Origin of the sequence: Macrococcoides bohemicum (genome assembly GCF_016865215.1) — a bacterium.
Classification (GTDB): Bacteria; Bacillota; Bacilli; order Staphylococcales; family Staphylococcaceae; genus Macrococcoides; species Macrococcoides bohemicum.
Genome location: NZ_CP054482.1, coordinates 1,480,375 through 1,500,809, shown reverse-complemented (window position 1 = coordinate 1,500,809; position 20,435 = coordinate 1,480,375). Strand labels below are relative to the sequence as shown.

Below are 20,435 nucleotides of genomic sequence, written 5' to 3'. Positions count from 1 at the left end.
AATTAACATGCTAATTGGATCTCATGTATCAATGAGCGGTAAAAAAATGCTGCTAGCTGCAGCAGAAGAAGCAGCGAGTTACAATGCTTCCACATTTATGATATATACAGGTGCGCCTCAAAACACACGTCGTAAACCGATAGAGGATTTAAACATAGATGCAGGTCTAGCATTTATGAAAGAAAATAATTTATCTAACATTGTTGTGCATGCACCTTATATCATCAACATTGCTAACACTGTAAAACCTGAAGTATTTGAACTGGGTGTAGAGTTTCTACAAAAAGAGATTGAACGTACAGAAGCAATTGGCGCAAAAGATATCGTGCTTCATCCTGGTGCACATGTTGGCGCTGGCGAAGAAGCTGGCATCAAGAAAATTATTGAAGGTTTAAATGAAGTTTTATCTAACAATAATAATGTTCGTATTGCTTTAGAAACGATGGCAGGTAAAGGTTCTGAATGTGGTAAATCATTTGAAGAACTTGCTGAAATTATTTCAGGTGTAAAGAATAATGAACGTTTATCAGTGTGTTTTGATACTTGTCATACTCATGATGCTGGTTATGATATTGTCAATGATTTTGATGGTGTTCTGGAAGAGTTTGATAAAATTATCGGTCTAGATAGAATTAAGGTCATACATGTTAATGATTCAAAGAACGTTCAGGGCGCACGTAAAGATCGTCATGAAAATTTTGGATTTGGTAACATTGGTTTTGATGCATTATCAAAAATTGTTTATCATGAAGTCTTTAAAGATGTACCTAAGATTTTAGAAACACCATACGTTCAAGTTGGCGATGATAAAAAAAATAAAAAGCCACCGTATAAATTTGAAATTGAAATGATTAAAAATAATCAGTTTGATTCGGATTTACTAGAAAAAATTATTCATCAATAAAATTTAAAACAGGGATTAATCTTTGATTAATGCTTGTTTTTTATCTCAAAAAGGACTGAAGCGATTGGAGCCAATATTTGAAATTCGAAATGTATCGTATCGATATCCAGGTAAAGTAGCATTATCAGATATTAACATCAGTATCTATCCAGGAGATTTTCTGGCGATTGTAGGACCAAATGGATCCGGAAAGTCAACATTGTTAAAATTAATTCTAGGTATTTTAAAAATACAATCAGGCAGCATTTATATGAATGGAAGGAATATGAAATTACAAAAAAAACTGACTGGTATCGGTTATGTTTCTCAAAAAGCAAACGCGAGCAGTGGTGGTTTTCCGGCTACAGTATTTGAAGTTGTAAGAAGTGGTTTAATTCAAATTAAACCGTTATTTAAAAAATTTAATAAACAGGATGAACAAAAAGTTGAAGCGATACTGGAACGATTAAATATTACGCATTTAAAGGATAAAAATATATCTCAGCTTTCTGGTGGTCAGCAGCAACGTGTATTTATCGCGCGTGCACTCATATCAAATCCATCTGTATTAGTGCTTGATGAGCCGACTGTTGGTATTGATGCAAAACATGTAGAACAGTTCTATGAATTGCTCGCTCAACTTAAAGCAGAAGGTATCACAATTCTATTAGTAACGCATGATATAGGTGTAGTTGTTGATACAGCCACTCAAGTTGCCTGTCTCAACCAGCATCTGCATTTTCACGGGACAACACATCAATTTAAATCATTAGATGAAGTTGAAATCTCTAAGATTTATGGTCATCCTGTACAGTTTGTTGACCATAATCATAGTAGGGAGTGTTGTCATTGAGCTTAATAGAAGCGTTATGGGAATTTGATTTTATTCGCTATTCATTTCTGAGTGGGATGCTGATAGGTATTCTTGCCCCATTAATCGGGACATTTATTGTAGTACGTCGTCTTTCATTAATTGCAGATGCGTTAAGTCACGTTACACTCGGTGGTATTGCATTTGGCATGCTTTTATCAAAACTGATTGCAGTTACAATTAATCCGGTTTGGACTGGGATATTATTCTCAATCACAGGCTCTCTTTTAATTGAGAAACTTCGTTCTTTATATAAACATTATCAGGAGTTAGCAATACCGATAATCATGAGTTTTGGAATTGGATTGAGTGTTATTTTTATTTCATTTGCGGATGGATTTAATCAGGACCTATTTGGCTATTTATTCGGAAGTATCAGTGCAGTAACTTTAAATGATGTATTTATTATTTTAGCAATCTTTATATTAGTACTTATATTTATCTTTGTGTTGTATAAGGAACTCTTTATACTATCTTTCGATGAAGAATATGCAGCGATTATCGGTGTACCGAAGTATGTTCATATTTTGTTTATGCTGATGACTGCGCTTGTAATTTCTGCATCGATGCGTGTCGTTGGCATTCTTTTAGTAAGTAGTTTAATCACACTGCCTGTAGCAAGTGCCATGCGTTTTGCAAAAGGATATAAACAACTCATGCTGTGGAGTGGTGTGATAGGCGAATTATCGGTCTTAATTGGCCTTGTTATTGCATTTTATCTAGATATATCTCCAGGTGGTGTAATTGTAATGCTGCTAGTATTAGTGTTGCTTTTTGCCCTTGCTATCAGTAATATGAATGAAAAAGGAGGTATTTCAAATGAATACTGATGATGCGATTAAAGTTTTAAAAGATAATGGACATAAATATACTGACAAACGTCGTGATATGATAAGTATGTTACATGATACAAGTAAATACCTTAATGCAAAACAAATGCAGGAAGAACTAAATGAGAAATATCCTGGCATTTCATTTGATACAATATATAGAAATTTAAATTTATTTGATGAATTAAATATAATCGAAGTGACAGAACTTGATGGTGAAAAGAAATTTAGATTATCATGTACGACACATCATCATCACCATTTTATATGTGAAAAATGTGGTGAAACACGTGTCGTTGAATTTTGTCCAATTGCAACATTTGAAGCGGAACTTGATAATGTTGAAATTCATAGTCATAAAATTGAACTATATGGATTATGTGAGCGTTGCAAATAAGAAAAGGAGAAGACAGTTAACTGTCTTCTCCTTTTCTTATTGGAAATTGTTTTTTAATTAAAGTATCTAATTCCAGCCAGGATTTTACTCGTGTAACACCAGCTGGTAATTCACTTTGATTATAAGGTGTATCAAATAAATACACTGGAATGTTTAATGCGTTGTGAATTTCAATCGCATTATCAAGTTTATCCTCAAAAAATGCATCAACATTAAGACGTCTTGCTGTTTCTATCTTTTCATGTGAACCTGTAAGTTCGATGTGATGATAGGGCACATTGTGTGTTTTAAACCAGTCAATTGTTAATTCGTGTAAGTATGAATGTCTGGCACTGATAAAGATCAGTTGATAATAATTAGCCCAATTCATTAAGACATGATCTGCATCATTATGAACAGGTGAATACTTATATATTTCATGTTCATTATCTTTAAACCATTGATAAATTTCTGATTCAGGAATATTAAGTACATTAGATAAGTCATATTCAGTAATATCTTCATATTTAAAATATTTATTAAAAGATCTTTGAAGATAAGGTACTAAAGCAGTAGGGCATGTTACAGTACCATCAATATCTATGCCCATACGAAACTTTCTATTCATTTACTGCCTGCGCTTGATTTAATTTTTCTTCAGCTTGCTTTTTAAAGTATTCCTCAGCTAATTTATCAATTTCAATCTTCAGTTCTTCTACCATCGTTTCCTCTGGAACTTTTCTGACTGTTTTACCTTTCATAAATAACAAGCCTTCACCACGTGCACCGGCAATACCGATATCTGCTTCACGTGCTTCACCCGGACCATTAACTGCACAACCCAATACAGCAACTTTTAACGGTGCTTTAATCGTTGAAATGTATTCTTCTACTTCATTTGCAATAGAAATTAGATCTATTTCAATACGTCCACAAGTAGGACAAGATATTAAAGTAGCTGCATTGCTTGCTAATCCAAATGATTTTAATAATTCTCTAGCTACTTTAACTTCTTCAACAGGATCAGCAGATAAAGAGATACGAAGTGTATTTCCGATACCTAAACTCATGATTGCACCAAGCCCTGCTGCAGATTTAACTGTTCCAGCAAATAATGTACCACTTTCAGTAATACCTAAATGTAATGGGTAATCAAAGGCTTGCGCAGCTTTTGTGTAGGCCTCTATTGCTAAGTTAACATCACTTGCTTTCATCGATACGATGATATCATGGAAATCCAGGTCTTCTAAAATTTTTATATGATGTAATGCACTTTCAACCATACCATCTGCAGTTGGATAACCGTATTTTTTTATGATATGTTTTTCAAGCGATCCGGCATTAACACCAATACGGATTGGTATACCTTTTGCTTTACATGCTTTTACAACTTCCTCTACCTTTTCACGACGCCCAATATTACCTGGATTGATACGAATTTTATCAGCGCCACCTTCGATAGCAAGTAAAGCTAATTTATAATCAAAATGAATGTCCACAACAAGTGGGATATTAATTTGTTTTTTAATTTCTGCAATTGCCAGTGCATCTTCTTCTTTTGGACAAGCTACACGTACAATTTGGCAACCTGCTTCTTCAAGACGCTTAATTTCTGCAACTGTCGCTTCAACGTCATGTGTTTTCGTTGTCGTCATACTTTGTATGATAAGCTCATCACTTCCACCAATTGTAAGATCTCCAACCTTCACTGGACGTGTATTTCTTCTATGTGTGATTTCAGGCATTTATAAAACTCCTTTAATTTTAAGTATGAATAATGTCATAACATATTTATTATATAGAATAATAACATTAAATTGTATTGTTTTGTTTTAAGATTCAAACTTTGCTCTTTTACGAGGTAAATAATGAACAGTTACTAATATGAGGACTGCGAGCACTGTCCATGAGCACATGATGAAAAACATATTGTATTTTAAATTCAATAAGCCAAAAAATAAAATAATTGAAGGCAGTGTTAATAAAAATGTTGTTATTTTAAGCCAGTTCATAAATCTGGATTTTCTTTTGAATAACACTGATATAACATGTGCAACTATACTGATAAAAATAATTTTTATGACAGTAGTGATAAATTGAATGAAAATCAGAAAACCGATAAAGATCGACAGATAAAAGTAACTAGACGCAGTATACGTTTTTAAAAAAGAAATGAAAGTCGTTTTATCATAAAACATCGGCAAATTTAAATATGACAAGAAGGTTGATTCATCTACTTGTATGCCGTATTTCTGAAACGACATGACATGATTTTCCGGTGATTGTTTTTTATTTGAAAATAAAATTTTATAAGGTGGGACATCGATTGTTTTTTCTTCTTTCAAGACAAGTACATTATCTTTAATTTTAAAGTCAGGTATTTCATGCTGTTTATTTTCCACCATCTGATTTGCAACATTAATGGCATTGTAAAAATTAATACTATTTGGAATAGAGAAAAGAATTGCAATGATTAATATATGTAAAAAAATATATCTGAGCTTTACTGTTCTGAACAAAGAATATTGTTTAGGTTTCATTAACCTTTTCAAGTGCTTAAAATACAAATTATTTCCTCCTAGAATTCTTTAAATGATTGGAGATAAGACAACACTATTATTCTATCAAAAATATTCATTTTGATATATAAGCAAAGTAGTTGAGAACGCTATCTTAAGTTGATATGATAAATATGTACTTAAAACTTAAGGAGGATGATTAATTATGGCTTTTGAATTACCACAATTACCATATGCATATGATGCATTAGAACCACACATCGATAAAGAAACTATGGAGATTCACCATACGAAACACCATAATACTTACGTTACTAACTTAAATGCTGCAGTAGAGGGAACTGAATTTGCAGATCTTTCTATCGAAGATTTAATGAAAAAAATTAACGAAGTACCTGCTGACAAGAAAACAGCTGTAGTAAATAATGGTGGTGGACACTATAATCACTCATTATTCTGGACTTTACTTGCAACAGGTAAAGAAGCTACTGGTGAAGTAGTTGATGCAATCAATGCTAAGTTCGGTTCTTTAGACGCTTTTAAAGAAGAATTTGCTAAAGCAGCAACTACACGTTTTGGTTCTGGTTGGGCTTGGTTAGTAGTAAACAATGGAGAATTAGAAGTAGTTTCTACACCAAACCAAGAGAATCCTTTAATGGAAGGTAAAACACCTATCTTAGGTTTAGATGTTTGGGAGCATGCTTATTACTTAAACTATCAAAATAAACGTCCTGACTATATTGCAGCATTCTGGAATGTAGTAAACTGGGAAAAAGTAAACGAATTATATTTAGCTGCTAAATAGTAGTTAATCATAATTCTTAAGCGTTAAGAGACATTTCATCTGAAATGTCTCTTTATTTTTGTTTTTATATCAAAAATATAGAAAATATGTGTTAATTCATATATTATTAAAAGATAAATGGTAGTGATGGGGGATTTCCTTTGAAACGTGTTAAACAAGAATCAAATGAACTAAAACAAAAACGACTGATGAACCGCAGAATCAGCGTTATCTTTATGGCAATTGTTTCATTATTAATCATCCTGGTTCTTAGATTAGGATACCTTCAGATTGTTAAAGGTGAAACTTATAAAAAAGCTGTAGATAATAATGAAAATATAGAAGTAAATGAATCAGTGCCTCGAGGGAGAATATATGATCGAAACGGTAAACTGTTGGTTGATAATACTTCGAAAAAAGCAATTACATACACACGTGATCGTATGACAAGTCGTAGTGAGATGCTTGATACTGCAAAAAAATTACATAAATTGATGTCTATGCCTACAGATGCTTTGACTTTAAGGGATAAGCAGGATTTCTTTATACTGACTCATAAAGATGAAGTGGATCAATTGATGAAGAAAGAATTACAATTATTTGATACAGGTGAAATTTCTCAGGAAGAATATAATGAAGCGGTCTATAAAAAATTAACAGTAGCGAAATTGAAATCAATGTCACAAGATGAATTAGAAGTAGCATCAATTTTTCGTGAAATGAGCAGTGGAAGTCAGTTAAGTCCTCAAATTATTAGAAACGACAATGTGACAGAAAAAGAATATGCATTAGTTTCTCAGAATTTAAGTGAATTACCTGGTGTGAATACTACAATGGATTGGGATAGAAAATATCTTTATGGTAAGACATTACGTACAATGTTTGGAAATGTTTCATCAAAAGAAGAAGGATTACCTAAAGAATTAGTAGACTATTATTTGTCTAAAGGTTATTCACGTAATGATAGAGTAGGACAAAGTTATCTTGAATTTCAATACGAAAATGTTTTACGAGGCAAAAAGAAAAAGATGCGTTATTTAACTGATAAATCAGGAAAAATCATTAATTCTGAAGTGATTTCTGAAGGATCGAGAGGTAATGATCTGGTTTTATCAATAGATATTGATCTGCAGCTTAAAGTTGAAAAATTAGTAGATGAACACATTCAAATTTTACGTTCAATGAATGCAAAATCGATGGATAAAGTATTAGTGGTCGTACAAGATCCTAATAACGGCGATATTCTTGCATTAGCTGGAAGACAAATTGATAAGAACGGTAAGATAACAGATTATCATTACGGAACATTTACATCTCAATATGCAGTTGGGTCTACAGTAAAAGGTGCTACAATACTTACTGGATATAGTAATAATGCTATAAGTATTGGAGAGGATATGATTGACCAACCTTTAGTATTTAAAGGTGGTGTAGAAAAGCGGTCATATTTTAACCCGACTGGCAAAATAGAGATTAATGATAAAGAAGCATTGATGCACTCATCAAACGTTTATATGTTTAAAACAGCATTAAAGATGGCAGGTTTAAATTATTCTAATAATATGTCATTACCTGGAGATATAACAGAGGTAGGATTAAAACTAAGAAAAGGATTAAATCAATTTGGATTAGGCGTTAAAACAGGTATTGATTTACCAAATGAGGTGACAGGTCAAACAGGTACACTGAAGAATAATCCTGGTAATTACCTGGATTTAGCAATCGGACAATATGATACATATACGCCATTACAACTTTCTCAATATGTCTCAACGATTGCTAATGATGGTTACCGTATACAGCCACATCTAGTGAAAGAAGTTCGTGCAGCTTCAAAGACTGATAAAATAGGACCAATTAAAGAAAGTATTAAAGGAAAAGTGCTGAACCGAATTAATAATTCACAAGATGAAATTGATCAGGTGAAAGATGGGTTCGATATGGCATTTAATAACGAACTTGGTACAGGTTATAAAAGTTTTGCTAATACAATAGTAAAAAGTGCAGGAAAAACCGGAACAGCAGAAGTATTCCAGGATGGTAAATCACGCGTAAATTCTACGTATATCGGCTATGCTCCTATGGATAAACCAAGCATGAGTTTCGCTATTATCTATACGAATCAACCTGTCCCACCACCATGGTTACCTGGTGGAGATTTGGGAAGAGATATTATAAATGAATATTTTAAAGATAAAGCGGGTAAGAAAACAAAAGTGATAGAAACAGGTTCTTCGGGTGTACAAAGTGCAATATCAAATGGTGCTGAACAGAATAATACTGAATAATTAATCTATTAAAAAATAAGATTTCTTGAGTAAAAGGCAATGCAATGATGCATTGTCTTTTTTTCTTTACATAAAATTTACATTACATTCATCTTGAATTAACAATCTTACACTATAGTAAGTAGTGTAATAAACAAATACAAATTATTCGTCTATTCAATTAGGAGGACTTTCAAAAATGAAAAAATGGCAATTAGTAGGTTCAACAACTGTTTTAGGTACTGCATTATTATTAGGTGCTTGTGGTGGAGCAGCTGACAAGAAAGAAGATAATGCTTCTGAAGATAAAGGTGCTAGTACTGATACAGCAGCTAAAGATATTGAAGGTAAAGTAGCTGGAGACGGTTCATCGACTGTTGCACCAGTAACTGAAAAAATTAATGAAGAATTCAATGCTGAATATCCTAATGTTGAGGTTGCTATCGGAACATCAGGTACTGGTGGTGGTTTTGAGAAATTCATCGCTGGAGAAACTGACTTCTCTAACGCATCTCGTGATATTAAAGATGAAGAGAAAAAAGCTTTAGAAGATAAAAAAATTGAATATACTGAATTTAAAATCGCTTCAGATGGATTAACTGTTGCTGTAAATAAAGATAATGATTTTGTAGATTACTTAACATTTGAAGAGTTAGCTAAGATTTACTCTGGAAAAGCTAAAACTTGGAAAGATGTTCGTGCTGACTTCCCAGCTGAAGAAATTAAAGCATTCTCACCTGACCAATCACATGGTACTTATGACTTCTTTAGTGAAGAAGTATTAGATGAAGGTGAAATTAAAGCTGAGAAAAATGCTGATACTAACGTAATCGTTAAATCAGTACAAGATAATAAAACTGGTATCGGTTTCTTCGGATATAATTTCTATCAAGAAAACAAAGATAACTTAAAAGCTGTTAAGATTCAAAAAGAAGGTAAAGGTGAGGGTGTAGAAGCGACTGAAGAATCAGTTAAAGATGGTTCTTATCCATTAAGTCGTCCATTATTCATCTATGCTAAAAATGATTCTTTAAAAGAAAACAAGGCATTTAAAGAGTTTATGAAATTTGCTTTAGAAAAAGCAAAAGATGCTTCAACTGAATCTGGATATGTTGCATTAGAAGATGCAGAATATGAAAAATCTTTAAAAACATTAGAAGGTATTAAATAATTATTAACTTAATAATTATTAGAATATGAAATTTTTTTAAGGGACGAAATTTTTCGTCCCTTTTAAAATGAAGGAGTCTAAACTATGGAAAATAAAATTTCTGTACAAGATTTAATTGCTCAAAATAAGAGTAAAGGATCTTCAAAAAACATCATTGAAAAAATAATTCCAACAATTTTAGCTATCATTGCTTCAATTTCAATTTTAACGACAATTGGAATCCTCATTACATTATTAACTGAAACAATTACGTTCTTTACACGTGTTTCGTTTGCAGACTTTTTCCTTGAAAAAGAATGGAATGCATTTGGTCAAGATCCGAAATTCGGTATTATTTCATTAATTTTAGGAACTTTAAAAGTAACTTTAATCGCAACTCTTTTTGCTGTTCCGGTTGGATTAGGTGCTGCATTGTATTTAAGTGAATATGCAAGTGATCGTGCGAGAAGAATTATTAAACCTATTTTAGAAATATTAGCAGGTATCCCTACTATCGTTTATGGTTTCTTTGCTTTAACATTCGTTACACCGTTATTACGTTCAGTATGGCCAGACTTAGGAAGTTTTAATGCAATCAGTCCGGGATTAGTAATTGGTATTATGATCGTACCGATGATTGCTTCATTATCTGAAGATGCAATGAGTGCTGTACCACAGGCAATTCGTGAAGGTGCATTAGGTTTAGGATCAACGAAATTAGAAACTGCTATTAAAGTAGTTTTCCCTGCAGCATTATCTGGGATTTTAGCTTCTATCGTGTTAGCAGTATCACGTGCAATCGGGGAAACAATGATCGTATCACTTGCAGCTGGTAGTTCACCTGAATTCTCTTTAGATTTCACGAACTCATTACAAACGATGACAGCATTTATCGTGCAGGTTGCGACTGGAGATGCTACATTTGGATCAGATATATACTACAGTATCTATGCAGTAGGATTTACATTATTCGTATTTACATTAATTATGAACTTCATTTCACAATGGGTTACTAAACGATTCAGAGAGGAGTATTAATATGGAATTAATTAATCATGAAACAGTTGAAAAGAAACTCTCTGGCAGACTGTCTAAAAATAAAATTGTTAAATTTCTTTTCTTCCTATGTACAATGATCGGTTTAGTTGTACTGGCGATTTTATTATTTGATATTATTCGTAAAGGTGCAGGGTATTTAACACCTCAGTTCTTTACAAACTTCTCATCTACAACACCAGAAAAAGCAGGTATTAAAGGTGCTTTAATCGGAACATTATGGCTAATGATGACAATTGCACCAATCGCAGTAACCTTAGGTGTAGCTACGGCTATCTACATGGAAGAGTATGCAAAGGATAATGCTTTTACTAGATTTATTAAAGTCAATATCGCTAACTTAGCATCTGTACCATCAGTGGTATTTGGTTTATTAGGATTAACGTTATTCGTACGTGGTGCGGGTATTGAATCACTTTCACTTGGAAAGTCGGTATTAGCGGCAGCACTTACAATGTCATTAATGATTTTACCGGTTATCATCGTTTCGAGTCAGGAAGCGATTAGAGCAGTACCTAATGCAATTCGTGAAGCTTCATTAGGATTAGGTGGAACGAAATGGCAGACAATTACAAACGTTGTATTACCAGCTTCTATTCCTGGTATTTTAACGGGTACAATTTTAGCTTTATCTCGTGCCATTGGTGAGACTGCACCATTAGTAGTAATCGGTATTCCAACTATCTTCATGAAAACACCTGATAGTATTATGGATAGATTCCAGGCGTTACCAATGCAGATCTTTACATGGGCTAAATTACCGAAAGCTGAATTCCAGTTTGTGTCTTCAGCTGCGATAATCGTGTTATTAATCATGTTAATTGCCATGAACTCAATTGCAATTTTTATCCGTAATAAATATCAGAAAAAATTCTAGTTTTTAATTTGAGAGGGGTCTTATAATGAATAACAACGTAAAAGTTTCAAATGACGTAAAGAATAATGAAAAAGTTATCGTTACAACTGAAACAGTAAACAATACAGGTAGTAAAAATGTAAAAAAAGAACGTAATATCGTAACAGGTCAAACACCAAATCCAACAAATCGTAATATTGTTTATCAAACAAAAAATTTAGATTTATGGTATGGTGATCATCATGCTTTACAAAATATCAATTTAGATATTTTAGAAAATGAAGTTACAGCAATTATCGGACCATCAGGTTGTGGTAAGTCAACTTATATCAAAACTTTAAATCGTATGATTGAATTAATCCCAAGCGTAAGAACTTCTGGAGAAATTCTTTACCGTGGAGATAATATCTTCGATAAAAGTTATAAAGTAGAACATCTAAGAACTAGAGTAGGTATGGTCTTCCAAAAGCCTAACCCATTTCCAAAATCTATCTATGATAACATTACTTATGGGCCAAGAATCCATGGTATCACTGATAAAAAAATCTTAGATGAGATCGTTGAAAAATCACTTCGTGGTGCTGCGATTTGGGATGAAACAAAAGATAGATTAGATAAAAATGCATATGGCTTATCGGGTGGACAACAACAACGTATTTGTATCGCTCGTTGTTTAGCAATCGAACCAGATGTTATTTTAATGGATGAGCCTACATCTGCATTAGATCCAATTTCAACTCTAAAAGTCGAAGAGTTAGTTCAGGAAATAAAAAATCAATATTCAATCATTATCGTTACTCATAACATGCAGCAAGCTGCTCGTATTTCAGACAAAACAGCATTCTTCTTAAATGGTTATGTAAACGAGTATGATACAACGGATAAGATTTTCTCTAACCCAGCTGACGAACAAACAGAACGTTATATTTCAGGAAGGTTTGGTTGATATGAGAGAAATATATGAAGAAAGTTTACAACATTTAGAAGAAAGTGTTTTAAAACTTGCCGATGAAGTTTATAGAACTATTGAAAAAAGTATTAATGTACTAAGTGATGATGAAAAAACTGTTGCTAGAGAAATTATTGAACATGATCAGGTTATTAATGCTATGGAAAGTGATATAGAGGACCAGATAATCAGTTTAATTACTAAACAGCAACCCATCGCTACAGACTTAAGAATGATTTTATCATCTAGTAAAGTATCTTCAGAACTTGAAAGAATGGGAGATAATGCAGCAAATATCGCTAAGATTCGTAAAAGAGTAAAATTTGAAGATGAATATATTTTGATGCGTCTTAAAACAATGGGAAAACTTAGTATGCTAATGCTAGCTGATCTTAAAGAAGCACACAAAAATAATGATGTGAATTTAGTTAAAGAAATTATTGAGAGAGATAATGATATTGATGATTTATATAAAGAAATTATTAATAGTGCATATTTAATCGACAATGATCCATATATCTCTGGTCAAGCGCATTTAGCTGGTCGTTACCTAGAAAGAATTGGTGATCACATCACGAATATCGCTGAAAGTGTTTATTTTACGATTACTGGTGAAAGATTTAACTAATTCATAAATTAGTACTAGATAATTAATGCGACACATGTTATTATAGAAAAGTCGTATGGATATTTAGAAACGTGAGGAGGGAACAACTATGCGCGTTAATGTTACTTTAGCTTGTACTGAATGTGGTGAAAGAAACTACATCACTAAAAAAAATAAACGTAATAACCCAGAACGTATTGAAATGTCAAAATACTGTGCAAGAGATAATAAAAAAACTTTACACAGAGAAACTAAATAATTTTTTGAGCAGACATGAATTTTCATGTCTGTTTTTTTTATGTGCATTCCATTCTTTATGCTATATTATATAATATAAATGAGGTGAGAAAATGACGATTAAATCAGATAAAAAAGAATTACGATTAGCGATACTTTCGCAGTTAAAGCATAACCAAAATAAAACTGAAAAAGAAGATTCGATAATACATACTTTTATTAATGAAGATGTATTTAGAAATGCGAATTCAATTGGTATCACGATGAGTATGAATCATGAATTAGATACGAGAGGGTTAATTGATTATGCAGCAGGTCTTGGTAAAAAAGTATACGTTCCATATTGTGACTATAAAACGAAACAAATGCACTTTGTTAGATATACTTCACAAAAGGACATTGTAAAGGATTCATTTGGCATAGATATAATGAATCATCAGGAGGAAAGTGGTGCGCAGCCGGAACTAATTGTCGTTCCTGGTGTTGTATTTAATGAAGATGGTTATCGTATAGGATACGGTGGGGGATACTTTGATAAATTTTTAAGTCAATATACTGGGCAAACAATAAGTTTAATCTTTGAACTTCAACTCGGTGAAGTATTAATTGAACCACATGATATTCCAGTTTCAATGCTTATTACTGAGAAAAGAATAATAATTAATGAGGGCAATCAATGATAACAGAGAAGTTGATATGGAAAAACATCTATGAATTTATAAAGTATACAGATTATGATTTTATTACAACTTCAGATACCTTAGATGATATATGGTTGTATAGTCGTAGTAAAAAAACATTGAAACGGTTAATATTAAACAAACAAACAGCACAATCAACGATGTTTATGGTTCAGAAAATTATGGATCATCATGATGAAATTGAAAGTTTAGTTACGTATCCGATTGATTGTTATGAAATAATACTCATTGATCAGGAAATTCAAATGAATGAGATGCCTTTAAATATTAAAGTGATTTCATGTCCGGATTCTCAGTCAGTAAAACAAACACTAAATACACCTTTTAAAGCGATATCGAGTAAAACTAAGCCACAATCAGTATCGTGGTATCAAAATAGAGTGATTAAAAATAACCCGATTGATACTGCTATGATTAAGTTCACACCTCTTACATACCTATTAATTGTGATAAATATTATCAGTTTTATCGTCATGAATATATGGCACATGACAAATAAGGTTGACACGTTAGTAGAAAAAGGTGGGTTAACGCATTTTAATTTTGTTCATGGTGATTATTACAGAGTGATATCATCAATGTTTCTACATTTTGATTATCAGCATTTATTGTTTAATATGATGTCGCTATTTATTCTCGGTAAAATTATAGAATATTTATATCTAAATTGGCAGTATCTTCTGATTTATATTTGTGGTGGTATTATAGGTAATTTAGTTTCTCTTGCATTTGATACGACTTCTATATCTGTTGGAGCCAGTGGCGCAATTTGTGCGTTGATGGGCGCAGCATTAGCGCATATCATCTTTAGTGGGAAATTTGATAAAAAATTTATTATGCAAATATTAATAGGTAGTATTATCTATCTCGCAGCATGTTCTTTATTTGCCAATGTTAATAACTATGCCCATTTTGGTGGTTTATTTGGTGGATTGTTTATTGCAATGCTTATACATTTATATAAAATTAAAAGGCAGTATTTTAAATGGATGAGTGCTGGTCTAGGTATTATAGTAATTTTATTACTCTTTAATATTTTTTCTGAAAAGGAACATCATATTTATAATGAATTTGCTGCACAGGCCATCGCTGCAGGTAATGATCAGGATGCGAAGGAAATCCTTACTACTACAATTCAAAAAGGTTATGATAATGACGAAACATATGTATATTATGGTTTACTGAAAACCAAACAGGAAAGTTTATCAAACGGTATCGCTGAATGGAAAAAAGGTCTAACGAAATTTCCTGATAGCGATAAATTAAACTATCAGATGGCATTAGCTATGCGTGCAATGGATGATTATGATAGCGCTAATAAATATTTGAACAAGGCAATTCAACGCAATAGAATATCTTCTTATATAAAACTTCAAAAAGAATTTAAAGAATTCAGGTGAAACAATGCATTCATTTTACGATGTACAACAGTTACTTAAACAATTTGGTATTATTATATATTTTAAAGATGAAAAAGATACCATTGAAATGATGAATCAAGAGATAAAATCATTACATGATGCTGGCATTATTACGAATGAACAGTTTGTGCAGGCACGTTTAATATTAAACCAGAGAAAGATGGGAAAAATATGATTATTTTAGCTGCGGATATTGGAGGTACAACCTGTAAGTTAGGTGTACTTGATGAAACATTAGAAATACTACATAAATGGGAGATTCCGACGAAGACTGAAAATAACGGTGAAAGCATATTGAAGAATGTTTATGATTCATTTGTTGTTAACGCAAAACATAAAAATTACAAAATGGAAGATGTTCTCGGTATAGGTTTAGGGATTCCTGGCCCAATTGATTTTAAAACGGGTGTTGTTAATGGTGCGATTAATTTAAACTGGCATGGAAAGATCAATATTAAAGAACAATTTGAAAAGTTAAGTGGATTACCGGTCTATGTTGATAACGACGCTAATGTAGCAACTTTAGGAGAAAAATTTAAAGGTGCCGGACAGAATGAACCTGATGTTATATGCGTGACGCTCGGTACAGGTGTCGGCGGCGGTATAATAAGTAATAATGAACTTGTCCATGGTCACAATGGTTCTGGTGGGGAGCTCGGTCATTTTAAGGTCGATTTTAAAGAAAGATTCCAATGTAACTGTGGAAAGAAAGGTTGTTTAGAAACAGTTGCGAGTGCAACAGGCGTTGTTAATCTGTCTTATCATTACTATGCCGAACTACAATTTCAGACAGTAATTGAAGATGCGATAAAAAATAGAACGCTACAGGCTAAAATGGTTTTTGATGCTGCAAAAGCTGGAGATGAATTTGCGACATATGTTATAAAGAAAGTTGCGAGAAATTTAGCATATGCATTGAGTATATTCAGTGTTGTAACGAATCCTAAATACATCATCATTGGTGGTGGTGTATCTAAAGCTGGTAATTTCTTAGTTCAGCATATTGAAGATGTTTATCGTGAAATAACATTTACCCCTGCAACTCAAGGTACTAAAATTGTAACTGCGACTTTGGGCAATGATGCTGGAATTATTGGTGCTGCAGGTTTGATCAAACAATATGTGAAAAAGGAGCAAGTTTAATGGCGATAATTGATGTAGTAGTAATTCCTTTGGATGGTAAGTCGATAAGTGTGAGTAAGTATATCGCAGAAATTCAAGTAATATTAGAAGAATTAAAGCAGCAGGGCAAAATCGATTATATGTTAACACCAATGAGTACATTGATCGAAGGAGAACTACACGAATGTCTCATGGCTCTTGAAGCAATACATGAGTCTCCATTTAATCAGGGGTTAGATCGTGTATGTACAAATATTAGAATTGATGACAGGAGAGATAAAAAACGAAAGATGATTGAAAAGATAGATGCAGTAAATAAACATCTGAAATAAAAAATAAAACCAGGACAGAATGTCCTGGTTTTATTTTTAGTGATGTAAAATTGGATATCCGTATGTGAAGATTGTTGCTAGTGAAAAGAATCCAAATGATAAAGTAGCTAATAAGCCAAAGATAATGCCTAATACATTTTTAGATTTAACAGCACTTAATAAAGCTTTGATTGATAGGAAAAATACTGCTAACATTAAAAGTGAAAAGATATTTACACCAATATGAATTTTTGTACCAAAGATTTCAAATAATTCGCCTGTGTTAATAAACGGCATAACATAACCCCCATGAAATTACTTTTATTATCATTAATATTGTATAATTAATAAATAACTTTGTCGAGTACATTTTTTAGGAGGAGCTACTTATGGATAAAATTAAATTACCTTTAGGTCAAATACAAACAAATTGTTATATTATACATAATGATTCAGAAATATTGATTTTTGATCCAGGAGATGAACCAGAAAAGATTATAGATGCTATTCTACCACTAGAGAAGAAAGTAATCGCTGTTATTCTCACACATACACATTTTGATCATATCGGGGCAGTAGATGCGATATGTGAGCGATTTAATGTGCCGGTCTATGTTTCGGAAGAAGAGCAGTACTGGTTAACTGATACAATTAAAAATGGTTCTGAAAAATTTAAACAGTATGGTTTAGAACCAGTTATTGCAAAGACAAAGCCTTTAAAAATGAAACTTGGAAAGCAAACAATCGGTTCGTTTACGCTCGATGTTCGTCATACACCAGGACACTCACCAGGCAGTCAATCTTTTATCTTTGACAACTTTGCAATAGTAGGGGATACATTATTCAAAGAAAGTATCGGTCGTACAGATTTATACGAAGGGAACACACAACAATTACTAAATAGTATTGATCAACAGCTCATGACTCTAGACGAGCAAATGATTATTTGTCCAGGACATGGTGCATATACTACAATTCAACATGAGATGGATCACAATCCATTTTTAAATGGGTATTAAAAAAAACCTTCCGTAAAGGAAGGTTTTATTCGTGATGGCCAAAACTTGGCTCTAATAAGAAAGTTGAATAGTATGTGAATCCTACGAAACATACTACTAAGTATGCTGCAAAAATATACATATACATTCTTTCAGTTAATTTTAAGTAACCTAATAATACAAAAAATCCAGTTTGAGCAACGAAAATGAATGACATCATTGACATACCGCCAACGTAGAACATTACCGCAAATATCGCTGTCCAGAATCCTAAAGTTTTAAAAACTTTATCCATATGGTTATTCCCCCTATATTCAAACTCTTCATATCACTTATTATTATAAAGATAAGCATTTAATAAGTAAACCTCTAATTTTGTAAATTCAATGGAAATAATTGGATTCTCTCGAACGCTTTATAAGAAAATAAATTAATGAAATAAAAATTCTGATGTAAAAAAATAAAATCGAAGAAGTTCCCGATATTTATGTAGAGGAGGGATTTATGGAAAAACTATTACATACAATATTGGATGATGCAATTGCTAAAAAAACTTCAGATGTACACTTTATACCTGAAGTGAAGAATGTCATGATGAAATTCAGGATTGGAGGTAATATGTATGCCTATAATCAGTTAAATACCGAAGACTTCGAAAAATTATTATCATATGTAAAATTTATAACACATCTTGATGTTTCTGAAAAAAATAAAGCGCAGAGCGGTATACTGACCTATCAGAAGGACAAAATACTTTATAATATCAGGGCATCTACATTACCACATACGATTGGACAGGAAGCATGTGTGATGCGAATAATTCCAGCTTTATTTAGTCAAAATATTTCGATTGAACAGGAATTATTATCTTTGATGCATAAAGGAAGCGGATTAATTCTAATTAGTGGTCCTACTGGAAGCGGCAAAAGTACTTTAATGTACCAAATGTTAAATTATGCTGCACAAAATTTAAATAAACAGATTATATCGATTGAAGATCCTGTTGAACAGAGAATTCATGGTATGATTCAAATCAATGTGAATAGAAAAGCTAATATAACATATCAGAATGCAATAAAGGCTATTCTTCGCTGTGATCCGGATATTATTATGATAGGAGAGATCCGTGATATAGAAACTGCAAAACATGTCATCAATGCAAGTTTAAGTGGTCATCTTGTGCTGTCGACACTTCATGCAAATACATGTCTTGGCGCTATCCATCGATTGCTGGAAATGGGAATAACAAAAGTTGAACTTGAACAGTGTGTAGAAATAATCATTAATCAGCGATTAGTTAATACTACATCAGCGCGAACACGTATTTTTGAACAGTTGATTAAAGGCGATGTACGGGATTATTTAAATGATAGAAAGGTTCAGCATTATCATCCTTTATCTGAACAATTGCAAGTTTTGTACGACAAAGAAAAGATTACGCAGCTGGAGTATGAACGTTATGCTTTGGAATAGAAACAAATTAAAATTATATGAAGATGATTTTTTGATTCGCTTAAGTGAGATGACACAAAACGGCTTTACACAATATGAAGCAATTAAATTTTTATTTTCTCAATATGATGAAGTAAAATCTTCAGATAAGAAATTAGTATTATCTGCACTTGAACAAGGCCAACCTTTATCGCATTGTCTGAAGTTATTAAATTATAGTAATCATATCGTTATGCAGGTTCATTTCAGTGAATCATTTGGTAATGTTAACGAAACATTAAAACATTGCTATGCATATAATCTTTCAAAACGGAAACTGAAACAACAGTTTATAAAGACAATTCAATATCCGTTAGTACTTATCGTAATATTTATCACATTAATCATTACTGTTAATCATACAGTACTCCCACAGTTTAAAAATATGTATAGTTCAATGGGAGTGACTTTAAGTAAAGAACTCATAATCCTTACAAATATTCTATATACACTTCCGCAAATAATTATATATACATTGTTTCTTTTCATTTTTCTTACATTTTATTATTTTCTTATTTTTAAAAAATCCAATATTAAAAATCAACTTTCTACCATTAAAAAAATTCCGATTATTAATCAACTTTATCGTTTATTCATTACTTATCGTGTCAGTGCCGAACTTTCATTCTTTTTAAGTAATGGAGTCATGATGAAAAATGTTATCTCAATATTAGAAGGTCAAAATAATGATCAAACGTTAAGTTATATTGCAGCTTGCATTAACCAGGAATTGATTAAAGGTGAACCACTTCCTGATGCAGTATCTAAATTACAATTGTTTGAAAAGTCTATGATTCAATTTATGCAACATGGGGAGAAGAATTCGAAGTTAGACAGAGAACTTGAATATTATAGTGAGTATGTATTTAAAAAATTTGAACTAAAGATTTTCAAATTGATTAAAAGTATTCAGCCAATCATATTTATTGTTTTAGGATTATTAATTGTCGCAATGTATTTAGTTATTATATTACCGATGCTCCAGATGATGGAAGGCATCCAGTAG

General features: G+C 32.2%; 25 protein-coding genes. 20 read left to right on the top strand and 5 right to left on the bottom strand.

What is annotated here, in order from left to right:
* Window positions 1-7 precede the first annotated feature (7 nt).
* The 4 genes from HT586_RS07790 (at window position 8) to HT586_RS07775 (ending at window position 2,981) form a co-directional block, all read left to right on the top strand.
* Entirely contained in the window at window positions 8-904 is an 897-nt protein-coding gene (locus HT586_RS07790) for a deoxyribonuclease IV (RefSeq protein ID WP_096076341.1), read from the top strand.
* Between the two features lie 64 nt (window positions 905-968).
* Entirely contained in the window at window positions 969-1,736 is a 768-nt protein-coding gene (locus HT586_RS07785; RefSeq protein ID WP_238999207.1) for a metal ABC transporter ATP-binding protein, read from the top strand.
* Entirely contained in the window at window positions 1,733-2,584 is an 852-nt protein-coding gene (locus HT586_RS07780; protein ID WP_096076343.1) for a metal ABC transporter permease, read from the top strand. Before HT586_RS07785 ends, HT586_RS07780 begins: the two co-directional genes overlap by 4 nt.
* Complete coding sequence (locus HT586_RS07775) at window positions 2,574-2,981, top strand: Fur family transcriptional regulator (RefSeq protein ID WP_096076344.1); 408 nt, start codon at window positions 2,574-2,576, stop codon at window positions 2,979-2,981. Before HT586_RS07780 ends, HT586_RS07775 begins: the two co-directional genes overlap by 11 nt.
* Window positions 2,982-2,997: 16 nt before the next feature.
* Here the strand turns inward: HT586_RS07775 and HT586_RS07770 are convergent, their stop codons facing one another.
* From HT586_RS07770 to HT586_RS07760, 3 genes are all read right to left on the bottom strand, one after another.
* Window positions 2,998-3,588: an LNS2 domain-containing protein gene (locus HT586_RS07770; protein ID WP_203545542.1), complete on the bottom strand. Its 591-nt coding sequence runs from the start codon at window positions 3,586-3,588 to the stop codon at window positions 2,998-3,000.
* Window positions 3,581-4,696 carry a flavodoxin-dependent (E)-4-hydroxy-3-methylbut-2-enyl-diphosphate synthase gene (gene ispG, locus HT586_RS07765; protein WP_188017483.1) on the bottom strand — a complete coding sequence of 372 codons (1,116 nt, stop codon included), beginning with the start codon at window positions 4,694-4,696 and terminating at the stop codon, window positions 3,581-3,583. Before ispG ends, HT586_RS07770 begins: the two co-directional genes overlap by 8 nt.
* Before the next feature lie 96 nt (window positions 4,697-4,792).
* Window positions 4,793-5,527, bottom strand: coding sequence for a DUF1189 family protein (locus tag HT586_RS07760; protein WP_203545541.1), 735 nt, complete (start codon window positions 5,525-5,527; stop codon window positions 4,793-4,795).
* A 157-nt stretch (window positions 5,528-5,684) separates the two neighbouring features.
* Between HT586_RS07760 and HT586_RS07755 the strand changes: the two genes are divergently transcribed.
* From HT586_RS07755 to HT586_RS07695, 13 genes are all read left to right on the top strand, one after another.
* On the top strand, window positions 5,685-6,284 hold the full coding sequence (locus HT586_RS07755) for a superoxide dismutase (protein ID WP_096076348.1): 600 nt from the start codon (window positions 5,685-5,687) through the stop codon (window positions 6,282-6,284).
* 188 nt (window positions 6,285-6,472) lie between these two features.
* Window positions 6,473-8,551, top strand: a complete 2,079-nt coding sequence (locus HT586_RS07750; protein ID WP_203546563.1) for a peptidoglycan D,D-transpeptidase FtsI family protein — start codon at window positions 6,473-6,475, stop codon at window positions 8,549-8,551.
* A 178-nt stretch (window positions 8,552-8,729) separates the two neighbouring features.
* Window positions 8,730-9,701: a PstS family phosphate ABC transporter substrate-binding protein gene (locus HT586_RS07745; RefSeq protein WP_096076349.1), complete on the top strand. Its 972-nt coding sequence runs from the start codon at window positions 8,730-8,732 to the stop codon at window positions 9,699-9,701.
* Window positions 9,702-9,785: 84 nt separating this feature from the next.
* Entirely contained in the window at window positions 9,786-10,718 is a 933-nt protein-coding gene (gene pstC / locus HT586_RS07740; protein ID WP_096076350.1) for a phosphate ABC transporter permease subunit PstC, read from the top strand.
* A gap of 1 nt (window position 10,719) precedes the next feature.
* On the top strand, window positions 10,720-11,613 hold the full coding sequence (pstA, locus tag HT586_RS07735) for a phosphate ABC transporter permease PstA (RefSeq protein WP_111715180.1): 894 nt from the start codon (window positions 10,720-10,722) through the stop codon (window positions 11,611-11,613).
* Between the two features lie 25 nt (window positions 11,614-11,638).
* A complete protein-coding gene (gene pstB / locus HT586_RS07730) occupies window positions 11,639-12,538 on the top strand; it encodes a phosphate ABC transporter ATP-binding protein PstB (protein ID WP_219497453.1) in 900 nt (299 codons plus the stop codon).
* Window positions 12,531-13,169 carry a phosphate signaling complex protein PhoU gene (gene phoU, locus HT586_RS07725; RefSeq protein ID WP_096076352.1) on the top strand — a complete coding sequence of 213 codons (639 nt, stop codon included), beginning with the start codon at window positions 12,531-12,533 and terminating at the stop codon, window positions 13,167-13,169. Before pstB ends, phoU begins: the two co-directional genes overlap by 8 nt.
* An 88-nt stretch (window positions 13,170-13,257) precedes the next feature.
* Entirely contained in the window at window positions 13,258-13,407 is a 150-nt protein-coding gene (gene rpmG, locus HT586_RS07720) for a 50S ribosomal protein L33 (RefSeq protein ID WP_096076353.1), read from the top strand.
* Window positions 13,408-13,498: 91 nt separating this feature from the next.
* Window positions 13,499-14,065, top strand: a complete 567-nt coding sequence (locus HT586_RS07715; RefSeq protein ID WP_203545540.1) for a 5-formyltetrahydrofolate cyclo-ligase — start codon at window positions 13,499-13,501, stop codon at window positions 14,063-14,065.
* On the top strand, window positions 14,062-15,486 hold the full coding sequence (locus HT586_RS07710; RefSeq protein ID WP_203545539.1) for a rhomboid family intramembrane serine protease: 1,425 nt from the start codon (window positions 14,062-14,064) through the stop codon (window positions 15,484-15,486). The genes HT586_RS07715 and HT586_RS07710 overlap by 4 nt, the downstream gene beginning before the upstream one ends.
* Window positions 15,487-15,490: 4 nt before the next feature.
* On the top strand, window positions 15,491-15,682 hold the full coding sequence (locus HT586_RS07705) for a YqgQ family protein (RefSeq protein WP_096076356.1): 192 nt from the start codon (window positions 15,491-15,493) through the stop codon (window positions 15,680-15,682).
* The gene (locus HT586_RS07700; RefSeq protein ID WP_203545538.1) at window positions 15,679-16,650 is read left to right on the top strand and encodes an ROK family glucokinase; all 972 of its coding nucleotides are present in this window, start codon (window positions 15,679-15,681) and stop codon (window positions 16,648-16,650) included. The genes HT586_RS07705 and HT586_RS07700 overlap by 4 nt, the downstream gene beginning before the upstream one ends.
* Complete coding sequence (locus tag HT586_RS07695) at window positions 16,650-16,961, top strand: MTH1187 family thiamine-binding protein (RefSeq protein ID WP_188017274.1); 312 nt, start codon at window positions 16,650-16,652, stop codon at window positions 16,959-16,961. The genes HT586_RS07700 and HT586_RS07695 overlap by 1 nt, the downstream gene beginning before the upstream one ends.
* 36 nt (window positions 16,962-16,997) lie before the next feature.
* On the opposite strand, the gene HT586_RS07690 is transcribed toward HT586_RS07695, so the two are convergent.
* A complete protein-coding gene (locus HT586_RS07690) occupies window positions 16,998-17,237 on the bottom strand; it encodes a DUF2759 domain-containing protein (protein ID WP_188017275.1) in 240 nt (79 codons plus the stop codon).
* A 92-nt stretch (window positions 17,238-17,329) separates the two neighbouring features.
* On the opposite strand from HT586_RS07690, the gene HT586_RS07685 reads away from it, so the two are divergent.
* Entirely contained in the window at window positions 17,330-17,959 is a 630-nt protein-coding gene (locus HT586_RS07685; protein WP_133353337.1) for an MBL fold metallo-hydrolase, read from the top strand.
* Between the two features lie 25 nt (window positions 17,960-17,984).
* Here HT586_RS07685 and HT586_RS07680 read toward each other — a convergent pair whose 3' ends face one another.
* Window positions 17,985-18,233, bottom strand: coding sequence for a DUF2626 domain-containing protein (locus tag HT586_RS07680; protein WP_099578437.1), 249 nt, complete (start codon window positions 18,231-18,233; stop codon window positions 17,985-17,987).
* A gap of 209 nt (window positions 18,234-18,442) precedes the next feature.
* On the opposite strand from HT586_RS07680, the gene comGA reads away from it, so the two are divergent.
* A complete protein-coding gene (gene comGA, locus HT586_RS07675) occupies window positions 18,443-19,411 on the top strand; it encodes a competence type IV pilus ATPase ComGA (RefSeq protein WP_188017276.1) in 969 nt (322 codons plus the stop codon).
* The gene (gene comGB, locus HT586_RS07670) at window positions 19,398-20,435 is read left to right on the top strand and encodes a competence type IV pilus assembly protein ComGB (protein WP_203545537.1); all 1,038 of its coding nucleotides are present in this window, start codon (window positions 19,398-19,400) and stop codon (window positions 20,433-20,435) included. Before comGA ends, comGB begins: the two co-directional genes overlap by 14 nt.